Below are 13567 nucleotides of genomic sequence, written 5' to 3'. Positions count from 1 at the left end.
CTATAAAAAGATCGAGATTGCGGGTGTGATAAAATCTAAAATCTCAATTAGCACCAAAACCTAAGAAACCTTACCAAAAAATTTAAAAAATTAGTGTATTATCGCCAATTTTAATTGATAGCTCCTAGCGGAAGACAAAGCCTATAAAAAGCGAATATATGCCAATAGATGCCAATAGATGCTTTTGTCATGCTTAAACTATAAAGTTTTTTGCGGCGATATTCCAATTGTAAAAAATGGGCGCAATCGATGTTTGATCAAAAACCATTATTCTATCTCGACGATAGTAAATTTAAAGGAGCCTCTTTGCAACCCTGTGGCGTTAAAAGCGTCAAGCTTATTCTGGCCTCTATCTTTATAGGCTTAAGCTTAGCTCCTAAAGCGATTATGGCTACCCCTGCCGATATTTCTGGCGCCATAAATTCCGAAGAGCAAAGAATAAGATCAATTAGACAAGGCGCCGAGGATTCCTTCATAACGATACGCAGCGAAGAGTCTCCCGCTTCAAGCGTAATCGCAGAGCCCAAGAAAGCAGGAATTTGCTTTAAAATTTATGAGATCAAACTTATTAACGCAGAAGCGCAAGATGAGCAGAAAAGTAGCGCGGATTCTAAATTTAACGAAGCGGATTACGAATCTAAAAACAAAGATGATCCAAAAACTCCAGCTGTCAACCCTAAAGACGGTGCCGGCTCGGGCGTCATTATCTCTAAACCAAATGATGAAAACTTGGGGCGCGCGAAAGTAAAAACCCCTGCTAAGTCCATTAGTCCTACCTTAAATTCCGATCATTCAGTTCCGCCGGGGTTTGAAAGAATTTTAAACTCAACCCTAAAAGAGCTTAAATTTAAAAGCGGCGATTGCTTGGGAGGCGATGAAATTTTAGCTCTGGCAAGAGCGTATAACAATAAAATCATATCCGCAGGCTTTATTACTACCTCCGTTTCCATCCCCCAGCAAAACATCTCCTCGGGCGCCCTTCTTTTAGCTCTGCATCCCGGACGCATAGGCGAGATATCGCTTGAGCCAGGCTCTGAAGCCAAGAACCAAAGGAGCACCTTTACCGCATTCGGCGGCGATAAGAGGGGAGAGATTTTAAACTTAAGAGATCTGGAGCAGGCTATGGAAAATTTCAATGCCGCTTCAAGAAGCGAGGCGGAGATAAGCTTAAGCCCTTCTGCAAAGCAGGGCTATTCCGATATCAATATTTCTAAACAGCAAAGCTTGCCTCTGCTGTTTAGACTAAGCGCGGATAATCTGGGCTCCAAATCTAGCGGCAAATACCAAAGCACGGCTATGCTTTACGGCTTAAATTTACTTGGATTAAACGAGAGCGTATTTGCTTCTTACGGTAGGAATTTTTTAAGAGGAGATAAAAAATCTTTAGGGGATGATAGCAAAAGCGGCAGATCAGCTAACTACTACGCAGGCTTTAGTATACCTTTTGGATACTTCTCTCTATCCTTTTGGCAGAACAGATACACCTATGATCAAATAGTGCCCGGAGCTTATGAGCTTTATACTTATAGCGGAAGCAGCGTTAGAAGAAATTTGGATCTTAACTACGTATATTTTAGAAATCAAAACTCCAAAAATTCTCTGTTTTTTAGAATTTGGCAAAAAAAGTATAAAAACTATATACAAGATTATGAACTTAGCAACCAAAGAAAGCGCGAAGGCGGCTATGAGGCGGGGCTAAAATCAAAGGTATTCTTTGATAACTCTTCAGTAGAGATGATGCTTTCGTACCTAAAATCTAGCGGAGCGTTTAACGCCCTAAGAGCGCCCGATGAAGACTTCGGCGGCGGAAGCTCTAGATATCATTTGATAAACGCCGCGTTAAATTTTAAAACCAGATCCTCCGCTATCCCTTTAAGTTACGAGTTGGAACTTTACGCAAGAAGAGCCAGCACCCATCTTAGCCCTATAGATAGGCTAAATATCGGCGGATATTATAGCGTTAGAGGATTTGATTCTCAGATGAGCCTGCTTGGAGATAGCGGCTTTTATATAAGAAATACCTTGGAATATAAGTATTTTAAAAATAACGGCGTTTACCTAGCCTTTGATGTCGGCAAGCTTAGCTCTAGGGGAAAAGATTATCCAGCAGAGGGCGAAATGCTTAGCGGAGGAGGTGTAGGTCTGAGAGGAAACATCTCGGGCTCTTTTACCTATGATCTTTTGGCGGCTTTTCCTATCAGCAAACCGGAAAATTTTAAAACGGATAGCCCCGCTTTAAATTTCTCTTTAGGCTACGACTTTTAAATTTAGCGAAATTTTATCGGCGCTTACCGCGGCGTTTAATATAAACGAAGACTATATAACTCTTAGTAAATTTTACTAACTATTTTAGCGCAGATACGCTATACTAAGAGCCGAGAAATAGCAATCCTGCGCCCAGACCGAACTCCAAAGCTAATTCAAATAAATTTTAAATAAAATATCCTAAATTTACTATTTTTTTAAGAAAGTATTCAAGAAATTTAAGATATAAACCCATCGCAATCGGAGGTTATTAGTATGCAAATTTTATGTTTAAGCTCTATTTTTAATGGCGCAGGGCGTCTTAGCGCCCCTACTGATACAAAAGAATATTTCGGCGCCTTTACCCAAGTAAGCAAGCGCCTTGCCGCTCTTTTGCTTCTCGGCTTAGTGACGCCCTGCCTTTTCTACGGCGAGATAATACCCGATAACTCCGCCCCCGTAAATCATAGAGCTTCGGTGTCTCAAACTCCGAATGCTCCCGCCACTCAAATAGATATCGCCTCTCCTAACGATAAGGGGATTTCTATCAACGAATATTCCAAGCTTAACACTCCTAAAGAGGGCACGGTATTTAATAACTCTCAAAGCGGAGCTATAAGTAAAACTGCAGGCTATATACCGCCAAATCCGAGGCTCAATCGCGGCGAAGCCAAGCTTATAATCAATCAGGTAAACTCGCCTCTTCCTTCAAATTTACAGGGTAATATAGAGATAGCGGGCAGAAAAGCCGATCTTATCATCGCTAATCCTAGCGGCATCAACGTAAACGGCGCTACCATAATAAACTCCTCCTCTACTACGTTAAGCACCGCCACGCCCTCCTATGAAAATGGGCATCTTAAATCCCTAAACATAAGCAAGGAAGGCTCTATAAATATAGGAGCGAATGGCCTAAACGATAACGGAGATTATCTAAACGTAATATCTAATAGCCTAAAGCTGGAGGGTAAAATTTACGCAAACGAGATAAACGCAGTAGCGACGGATGGTAAGGTATCTTTAAAAAATACAAACTCCGGATTGAGGCAGGATAATTTAAAGATCGAGCAAGAAGGAGGATCGCATCCTAGGGGTGTATCCATAGACTCCTCGGCTCTAGGCGGAATGTACGCGGGCAAGATAAATATAATATCTACTAAAGATGGAGCGGGCATCAATAATAAAGGGGCTATCTTGGCGGACAGCTCTTTAAAGATAGACGCTAACGGAGATCTGATAAATGAAGGAAAGCTAGGTTCCAACGGACAGGCTCAAATCAGCTCAAAGACCATCTCCAACCAAAAGGGCTCTAAAATTTCAGCCTCCAATCTGGGTATAAAAGCCTCCTCGGTAGAAAACAGAGGAAATATACAGGCTAATACTCTAAAGCTAAAAGCGGATAGGCTAGATAATATAAAAGGCACCATAAGCTCAAGCTCCGCCTTAAAGATAGAGGCTAGAAGCCTAAGCAACAAAGATAGAGCCGTAATAGGAGCGGCTAAGAGCGAAAGGCTAAATGAGCTGGGCTTGGACGATACCAAAGACCCTTCCAAAACAGGAGTTATTCCTCCCTCCAAAAACGAGCTTAGCGTAATAAGCGCGGATCATATATCAAATATAGGCGGAGCGATACTTTCAAACGAAAGCTATTTGGATATAAAAGATAGCCTTTTAAACGATAACAGCTTGATGGTATTAAGGGCGCTGGATTCCGAAATTCCAAATTTTTATAACCTCGCGGATTCTACCTTTATAGTGCAAGAGGGCTTAAGCTTGCGCGGCAACAATCTACGCAACGAAAGCTCAAAGATCATCTCCCTAGGAGGCGTTCTTTTAGGCTACGACAGCATAGATAACTCTAAGGGCTCTATCCTAAGCGGAGGAAATTTAATCATAAACAAAGGCGCTCTTAATAATGAAGAGGGACTTATAAGCTCCAAAGGAGATCTTGCCTTAAATTTAGATAGTCTAAGCGCTTTAGGTAAGCTAAGCTCTGACGGTAGTTTATATCTGGGACTAAAGGACGATTTGAGCTATAACGGAGGGATCTACGCAAGCGGCGATATATACTTAAACCTACAAGGAAATTTTATCGCCTCACAAAGGCTGATCTCCAATAAAGATCTGATCATAAACGCAAAGAGCATCAAAAACGAAAGCATCATAGCCGCACTTGGAAATTTGGCTTTAAAAGCAAAGGAGCAAATTTTAAATTTAGGCTCTTTAATCGCGCGCGGCGAGCTGATAACAAACTCTGAAAGCCTAATCAACAAAAAAGCTCTCATCTATGCGCAAAATGGCATGGCTGTAAACGCTAAAAATATCCTCAATCAAGACGCGTCCAATATACTTAGCGGAGGGGATATAGTTATAAATACGAGCTTTCTTAGCAACGAAGCGCTATCCAACATCATCTCTCAAAGAAATTTAAATATTTTTAATGAAAGAGGCGGGGAGGGCAAAGTAGACGAGATCATTAACGCCTCCTCTTTGATATATGCAAGGGGCGCTCTTAATATCAATGCTAAAAAGCTAAACAACCGCTCGGTTAACGAGCCCGTAAAGAGAGTTCAAAGCACCGGTTATAATATAGATTTTACTTGCAATGGCGATGGCTGGGGTTGCAGCAGCGTAGCCATCCCTTTAAAGGTCAATGCGGCAGAGATAAAAGAGCGCATCCTTAAGCAAAATCCTAATATTAGCCCAGACGAGCTAAACGCTAAGATCATGGAGGAGCTTAGCAAGCAAGATATGAATCTATACGTATTAAGTTTATATAAAAATACTAGGCTTCCGGGGGAGGATACTAGGCTATATGACGCTATAACGTTAAGCTTAAAAGACAATCTCTTCGGCATAAGAAGAAGCAAGCCTCATAAGAAGGAGAGATTAAGGCAGATAAGCTACAGCATCAATAAAGAGTATATAACGGAAGATAGCCTAAGTAAATTTATGAGCTCAAACATAATCTCCGCAGGGGATAGCAACCTTAACATAGATGAGCTAAATAACGATAAGAGCGTAATTTATGCCTATAACGATCTGCTCTTAAATGTAAAAAGCCTAAACAACCGCTCTTTAAGTCTAAATCATAGTATAACGAGCCAGGCGGAGTATAGATGGAAACATAAAAGTCACGGCGGTAAAGGCGGCTATAGCGACCAAAAGAATATCTACTACTCCCAGCCTGCTATTATCTCCATAATAGGAGCTAAAAAAGATATAAAAGGCTATGCGGGTGATATTTCAAATTTAAACTCACACGGGCAGATAAACTCTAGTAACGCTCCTACTCTTATAAAGGAAGCTTTTTCTAAAATAGATTACTCCCTAATAGGCAAGGGGCTCGGTAATCCTAACGCTTTAAATCTCAATAAAAACGATCTCGCGCCTAGCCTTAATAACGAAGCGGATATGCAAGATATTATTAGACCTAGCTATATAAACAATCTCTTTTCACCTATAAGCAGTAAATTTTATAATACCTTCTACGTTTATAGCGAGCTGATACCGGATTTTTCATATATGCACAATAAACTAAGCTTGCTTTATGATAAAAAAAGGACATCCTTGAACTCTTCAGAGGAGGAAGATGACGGTACCTTACTTAGCTCTGCTCCTTCTTTGATATACGCAGGAGGCAATATAAATTTAAGCGTAAACGGCGATCTTAGAAACGAAGGGATAATCTACGCGGGATCAAATATGAACCTAAAAGCCGGCAGTGTATCAAATTTAAACTCCGCCTCCATTATTGCCGCGAACGCCCTAAGCATATCGGCTAATAAGGATATAATAAACGCCTCCTCTTTGATACAAGGGCGTAGCGTAAGCTTAAATGCGGGCAGAGATATAGTACATAAAACTCTAAGTAAAGAGATAAACTTAAATAGAGCCTACGGCGATCAAAGCGGCACCTATATAGGCACTATCTCAAATATAAAATCTACCGAAGGCGGCATAGCGTTAAATGCAGCTCGCGATATAACCGTAACCGGAGCAAGCATAGACTCTGCTGCAAATTTGATCCTAAACGCCGTAAATGACGTAAATATAAATAGCGCGAAGGAGAAGCTAAGCTATAACTTTAAAAGCAAAGGGGGACATTATAAAGAGGATATCGTTAAGAATACAAGCTCCAAGCTTAACGCCAAAGATAATATCCTAATTAAAGCAGGCGGTATAGCCATAAGCGGAGCGGATATTAATGCGCATAACGGAGATGCTTTGCTGCAAGCTAAGAACTCCATAAATCTAAGTGGAGATATCGATAGCGCCTATTACGAGAGCGAATTTAAAGAAAAGGGCTTTGCGTCCAAAAAAAGCACTACTACTAAAGCTTTAAATCAAAGCGTAGTACCTACTAGCATAAGGGCTAAAAATATAATGCTTAGCTCGCAAGAAGCTGATATCAATATAGCAGGCTCTGCATTAAAAGCTAAAGATGCGATAGATATGCAGGCGGGAAACAACATAAATATATCACCTCTAAGCTATAACTACTTAAAATATAAAAATAGCTCCAAATCCTCTTTAGGCGGATTGAAAGCCAGCATGGATATGCACTCGCTTTATAAGCAAAATTTACAAAGCTCCTCCCTATCGAGTGAAACGGCAGATATAAACTTAAGAGCGAAGAACGATCTAAACTTAATATCTGCGGATGTTTCAAGCGGACGCAATCTAAACTTGGGCGCGGGAAATTCCATAAATATCCTAGCAGCCAAGGAGTATAAGCAGGAGCTAAGCGTCCATAAAAGAACAAGATTCAACCCTATATCGGTTTTAACATATTCCGGTTTGGTAGCAGCATCTATCATAGCTCCGGAAAATGCTATAGCTGCTATAGGAGTAGAAAAGATAGGCGGCAAGACCTTTACTGAGATATATAGATCGGATTATAATAGCAAGCAGGTAAAAGAAGGTGTATCGAAACTATCTGATATCAAAGCTGCGGGCGATATAGGCTTAAACTCTCCTACGGCTTTTATAACTTCAAATATGAAAGCGGGCGGAGATATAAATATAGACGCCAAAAATCTAACGATATCCGCTGCCGCTAACGAATATGGCGAACAAAGCTTGCAAAAAAGCACCTCTGTATCTGTTGCTAAAGTAAAAGATATTCTAAGTCAGATGAAGCCTAAGTCCATAGATGAGCTTAAGAAGGACACTAGTATCAAAGTAAAGTTAGCCGATGCCTCATACGATAAATCCAATACGAACTTATACGGCACCAAGGCTGTCTCTTCTAATATGGAAGCTAAAAATATAACGCTTAGAGGGGATAATAGCCTAAGCGTTATAGGCTCAAACCTAAAGGCCAAGGAGGATCTTAACTTAATATCCAAAGATGGAAATATAAATATAATAAATTCCACCGATACCGCAAGCTCCTCATTTAACTCTAAGCATCTGGAAGGCTCCCTATCTCTTACCGTACAAAACGAATATGCCCAGATCGCGCCTGCGGCTATCGCCTTGCAAGAAGCGATAAAACAGCTAAATCAGACCAAAAAGCAATATAAGGAGTATAAGGATCAGAAAAATGCTCTACAGGACAAGCTTGTCGAGTTAAAAAACCGCTATAAGGCCAAAGAGGTAGGCATAGACTACTCCGATATCGAAGACCTACAAAACATAATAGAAGACGTAAAGGACGAAGAGAAATACTATCTATCAAATATCGCTCTAGCTACGGCTAACGTAGCCTCTAAAACCGCCGCCCTCATCTCTCAAGGATCTGCCGCATCCTCTAGCTGGGTTACCTGGGGCTTTAGCGTCGGCGCCTCTGCAGAGCTTAGCGGAACCACTTCCAAAGATAGTTCTAAATCAAGTAGCTCCGTAGCCTCTAATCTTAGCGGCAATAATATTAAAATTTTAACTGATAGCAATAAAGATACCGCTATAAATATCAAAGGCTCAAATTTATATGCTAGGGGCGATATACACCTAAGCACTCATAATCTATTTATGGAAGCTTCGCAGGATAGCTATGAGGCTAAACAAAGCTCTAAAACCATAAGCGGAAGAGTATCTGCTACTATGTATGGAGGCGGAGGAGGAAGCGCAGGACTTGATTATTCTAAAAGCAATATGAAAGAAGAGAGCCTTAGCCACAATAACGCTAAAGTTTATGCAGGACATAATATATATGCTTTAGCTAGTAACGATGCTTTAATAAAAGGAGCTAACCTTAGAGCGGATAACGCTTTAGCTTTAAAGGTAGGACATGATCTAAGCCTAGCAAGCCTGCGAGATAGCTATAATTACGATAGCAAATCTAGCTCCATAGGGGCAGGTATAGGCATAAGCGGAACTAAAACAACCTCCGATCCGGACAATCCCTATGACATAGGCAACAACATAGTAAGGTATAAGGATTCTAAGCTTTCAAGCATAAACGCCAACTACTCCAGATCCAAATCAAGCACTACGGTAAAACAAACCGTGCTCTCAAGCATAACCGCTAAAGAGTTAAATATAGATGTAGGATCTAACACAGATCTAAAAGGCTCACTAATAGCCGCAGGCTACTATGATGAGAATGGAAATTTCATAGATAACGGCAAGCTTAGATTAAAAACAGATACCCTAACTTTTTCAAATTTAAGTAACACTAGATACGACAAATCAAATTCTTTAAGCATAGGAACGAATTATGCTTTTAAAGATCCTCAACAAGAAAAGGGAAACAAAGAGGGCGAGAGTGCTCAATCTAAAGAGAGCAAGAACGCTGAAGCTAAAGATAGCGCTACCGATCCTAAGTCTAAAATTTCATCGATTAACTACGCTAATAATAGAAACCTATCCTACTCTATGAGTAAGAGCCTAGCTACTATAGGAAAAGGAGAGCTTATAGTAGGAGATAAAGATATAAGCTCTTTAAGCAAAGATGAGCTTGCTTCTTTACAATCTGATCCTAACAATAAAGCTCTATATAACTCAGACGATCTTATTAGATTAAACAGAGATAGCTCCAAGCTAAGCAAAGAGCTATACTCTACCAAGCTAAGCTCTAACGTTGATGCAAGCGTGGATATGAGGTTGTTTAGCGAAGGGGGAAGGAATGAGATAAAAAGAGATTATGAAGACGCCTCTACCATATACGATGCCATATACCAAATAGCAACTACCGATAGAGTTAGTATTAAAGACTTTTTCAGTGAAAACGGCAAAGGCTTTATGACGGTAAACGCAGTAAGGCAAGAGATAGCAAACAATCCCGAGCTAAGACGGATGCTACAAAGCGATGAGCTTTCTGATCAAGAAAAACAAGCCATAACGCAAAATATCACAAGACAGGTAATGATAAACCTAGGCTACATCCCAAATCAAACAAAAACTATCTACACCGATGAGACCGGTAGAGACGGTAAGCAGATAATGGGCTTTTACTCCTTGCAGACGCAAAACAGCTATATCAATATAAAAAACAACGAAAGCACAAAGGATCTAGTCGCTACCTCTGCTACAGAAAGCCAAAGAGCTATGGATCATCAAAGAGGCATAAACTTCCTCCAAAACGAAGACGATCATTCGACCTATTCACAGAATTTCGGAAACGCAGTCGCTAGATACTACGGATATGCTCTTAGCTCATATGGCAGTGGCTACGGCTCTGCTAAGATAAATAATCCTAGTAGTATCAATCAAAACTACTACGCAAGCAACAATAAAGAATTCTCCAGGCTAGATAAACAGAAGGGGGCGAATAGGCAGTTGCATCAGGAAGAGGTGGAGTGGCTAAACGATAAGCAAAAAATAGCTAAATTTAAAGACTACATTCAAAAGGCTACCTCTAAGAGATATACGGACGATGAAGCAAAAAAGATACTGGCTAAAGGGGGAATATCTTTAAGCGATGAATCTTTTAATGAAGCCTACAAAGAAAGCTTAAGCGATGATGAGCTAGCGGATATAGGCTTAGCTAAGGAGTATATTAAGCAAAGCGACTTCTACAATAAAGACCTGGACGGAACAAATGCCTTTAATCCTACTGCTTCTCAGTATAAAGAGAGGTATATGTATCTAAATGGCTTCATTAATAATCAAAATTTCTACATTGATAATCTAAAAGTAGATAAGCCTTTTCTAGATGATATAGCTGGTTTCGGGAAAGGCTTTATTTCTGGAGGATGGAATTTTATTTCTAATTCGGTTGAGGGAGCATATGATACTGCTAAAGGAGCATATAATAAGATAGCTACAGAAGGTATATACAATTTAGCCGTTGAAGGAAAGCGCAAACTAGCTAGTATTGATCCAATAGAAGTGGCAAAAGGTGCAGTAAACTATATGTCGGATACCTTTGACTCGGCGCAAATCGGCTTTTATAAGGGCAATTTAGACATGGTGCTGGCAGACTATGAAGCCGTAACCAAAAGGGATACCGAGGCCGCAGCTTCACTACTCCCTGTCTCTAAAGGTGCAAAGGCGGCAGAGGGCTTAAAAAATATCGAGAAGGTGATTCCTGACGGTAAGACTATGGGAAATGCCAAGTTGGCAAAAGTCCAGGCTGGAGATATTGGTGGAGCCGCAATAAAAGGGACACCTGAAAACAAGATTACTAAGCCTGCGTCTACAGAACATTTGAAACAGGTAGATGTAGATGGCAAGAAGGTAAAATCCGATACAACTAGCCAAGCAACCTCAAGCGTAACTAATAACACGGAAGCTAATAATTTTGTAAAAAAATCAAAAAAGGCGCCGGAGCTCAAAGATAGCACAAAGCAGGCAACAAAAACCGATAAGGTTGAAACTACTTCAAAAAAGATATCAAAGGACGATAAGGAATTAAAGGATGTAGAGAAAAAATTGACGGATGGGGATTCCAATGTAGACAATCCTTTAGAAAATATTGTTTATGATAAAAAGGTAATAGATCAGATGACGCGGAAGGATTTTCATGCGTTTCCAGAGGAAGTACTCGCCTTTGGCAAATACGGTAAAGTTACAAAATTTAAAGGAAACGATGGTATAGAGAGGACTGGAGTTTATATCGAAGGTTCTTATAGAGGGAGGGATGGAGTATTTGAGATTTTTATAGAAAATGATGGCAAAACTGTCAAACATAGATTTTTTAACCCAAAAACAAAGTGAAAGGGGAGATTATGTCATTTATAGATGAAGATTACGTAAATATCGTGCCGCAGGATCTGCTGGAGCGCGGTATACGCTTAAGGGAGGAGTACGGAATTTATGGAATCGCTTGGAGATTTGATGATGTAATGGAGGTGCTAAAAATCGCAAGAGATAGAGATATGCTTATCGTCGGAGGGGATGTATATCGCCTAAGCGGCAATGAGCCCATAATTACATACGATTGCTGGTGTACAAACGAGGGGGATGACAATGCATTCGAAGTAGCGATCGAATATATCACTAAGTATCGCGCTAGAAACGGAGATGATTTTGCATATTGCCCGGTCATTTGCCCCGGGCGGGTGTCCAAATGAAAATTTTAACTTCCAATGCAGAATATGCTGGTTTTGCTCATATTCTGATAAATATAAAATGTGTGTCAAACTAAATGACAATATGTGCGTAGATGGGATATAAAAGATTTTAGGAGTAGCTTTGAAAGGCAACAAAGTAGTTTTAATACTATCGATCGAAAGCGATAGGGATCTATCCGAAACAATAAGCAGCAACGGCATATCTGCAACAAAAGTCTGGCAAAAAGGAGATTTGAAACTAAAAGGTTCTATTTTAAAATACAGAAATTTTGGCTTTAGCATAGAGGAAAAATTTTATGATATACCTTTTGCGGGAGATCTAATTAAAAAATTCTTGGCAGATATAAATGTCGCGAGGAGTATAAAATTACAAAGCGTGAAAAAGCTGCTAAGAGTCGTAGTTTACAGTTATAATAGCTTGCCCGGTCTATATTATAATGCAAATTTACTGAAACTATTAGCAGATAATAATGTGGATTTGGACAACGACATATACTGCCTAGATGGATAAATTTGAATTGCATACTAAAATAAAAGCGCTAAAGGCGCGGCTTAAACTGCAAAAGCCGGAAATTATAACAAATCCTGTACAAAAGGATGAGCTTGTCGAGCAAGATCTGTGCGATTTAGACTATAGCACGATCAAGCTCTTATCGGGAGATTTGCAGGTTTTCAATGACTATGCTTTTAGGTATTATATCCTGGATTTTATTGATTTTTATGAGCGCTTCGGCGATGAGGAGGTTATAGAGGATATGTTTATTCAAGCATTTACACCGCCTATGCGGCGAGCACGAGCGAAACAATTTAGCATAGATGAGGTAAAAATAATCATAGATTTTTTACAAAAAAATTATGAAGATATTGCGAGAATTACGCATTCCAAGAAATATAAAAAGTTAAAGCCCTACGAACAAGAAGAAATTTATATACCATTCAAACATTTTGAAAAAGAGATAAAAAGCGCTATAAAATTTTGGGAGAAGTATTATAAGGGCAAAAATTTATAAGGATTGGCAAATGCGCTTAATAAAGACCGATTTGGGCAAATACGAGGAATATATCTATTTCTTTATAGAGAAAAACAGGGCGTATTTTAACGCCTATCAAGAGCAGATATTTCCAGAAGGCGAATATAAGATAATTAGCAAATACTTTAGGAATGAAACGCCAGAATACGCCGCAGCCTGGATGAAATTTGGCGAATAACTAGATCGGGCTTTATTAAAGTCATATTTTAAAACAATAAGGAGCTGTATGCCTAAACATGAATTTTTACTCAAAAAGACAAAAGAAAATATTTTCTCTAAAGAGCATTGCGTAGTAATTAGCGATGATCTGATACTTCATATTTTGCACTCTCTTGAGTGGGTGCAAACCACATGGAACGATGAGGCAAATTTGAAAAAAGGTCTAAATTACTATGGCTATAGCTGGATAGAAGATAAAGCTAAATTTAGAGATATAATATGCTGTTGGAGGTCGCTTTTCTTGAGCGCGGATGAGCAGATTGTTTTTGATAAAAACTGCGCGCTAAATAAATCCTCGGTTATCGAGCAATTAGACGGTCTATTGGAACTAATCGATTCGGCAATTAAAAACGATTTATATATTTTGTATTTAGGAATTTAGTAAGTGCGCGGCGATTTAATAATAAAACGGAAGAAGGACCATGAAAAGAAATTATAAAAAGATAATACCCGTAAGAGGTAGAAGAAAATTTTCGATTATAAATTTAATTAAAAAGGACTTTATATGACTATCTTACTAATATCAACCTTCGACAATAATTTACAAAGAGGCGATATTATAAAATGGCTCTCTTTAACTTAAGCTCACACAAAGGAGCAGTAAGTTACGATGGA

7 protein-coding genes are annotated in these 13567 nt (G+C 39.5%); all 7 read left to right on the top strand.

The window, feature by feature from the left end; all coding sequences use genetic code 11:
- Nucleotides 1-249 precede the first annotated feature (249 nt).
- The 7 genes from Q0393_RS07730 (at nt 250) to Q0393_RS07700 (ending at nt 13334) form a co-directional block, all read left to right on the top strand.
- Entirely contained in the window at nt 250-2265 is a 2016-nt protein-coding gene (locus tag Q0393_RS07730) for a ShlB/FhaC/HecB family hemolysin secretion/activation protein (RefSeq protein WP_298979211.1), read from the top strand.
- A gap of 255 nt (nt 2266-2520) precedes the next feature.
- Nucleotides 2521-11346 carry a hemagglutinin repeat-containing protein gene (locus tag Q0393_RS07725; protein ID WP_298979208.1) on the top strand — a complete coding sequence of 2942 codons (8826 nt, stop codon included), beginning with the start codon at nt 2521-2523 and terminating at the stop codon, nt 11344-11346.
- Between the two features lie 11 nt (nt 11347-11357).
- The gene (imm40, locus tag Q0393_RS07720; protein ID WP_298979206.1) at nt 11358-11702 is read left to right on the top strand and encodes an Imm40 family immunity protein; all 345 of its coding nucleotides are present in this window, start codon (nt 11358-11360) and stop codon (nt 11700-11702) included.
- Between the two features lie 121 nt (nt 11703-11823).
- The gene (locus Q0393_RS07715) at nt 11824-12213 is read left to right on the top strand and encodes a hypothetical protein (RefSeq protein ID WP_298979205.1); all 390 of its coding nucleotides are present in this window, start codon (nt 11824-11826) and stop codon (nt 12211-12213) included.
- The gene (locus Q0393_RS07710; protein WP_298979203.1) at nt 12206-12712 is read left to right on the top strand and encodes a hypothetical protein; all 507 of its coding nucleotides are present in this window, start codon (nt 12206-12208) and stop codon (nt 12710-12712) included. Before Q0393_RS07715 ends, Q0393_RS07710 begins: the two co-directional genes overlap by 8 nt.
- A gap of 10 nt (nt 12713-12722) precedes the next feature.
- On the top strand, nt 12723-12911 hold the full coding sequence (locus Q0393_RS07705; RefSeq protein ID WP_298979200.1) for a hypothetical protein: 189 nt from the start codon (nt 12723-12725) through the stop codon (nt 12909-12911).
- A gap of 48 nt (nt 12912-12959) precedes the next feature.
- Complete coding sequence (locus Q0393_RS07700) at nt 12960-13334, top strand: hypothetical protein (protein WP_298979198.1); 375 nt, start codon at nt 12960-12962, stop codon at nt 13332-13334.
- The last annotated feature ends 233 nt before the right edge of the window (nt 13335-13567 follow it).

Source organism: uncultured Campylobacter sp. (genome assembly GCF_938015785.1).
Taxonomy (GTDB): Bacteria; Campylobacterota; Campylobacteria; order Campylobacterales; family Campylobacteraceae; genus Campylobacter_B.
This window is presented reverse-complemented; position numbering and strand designations above follow the sequence as displayed.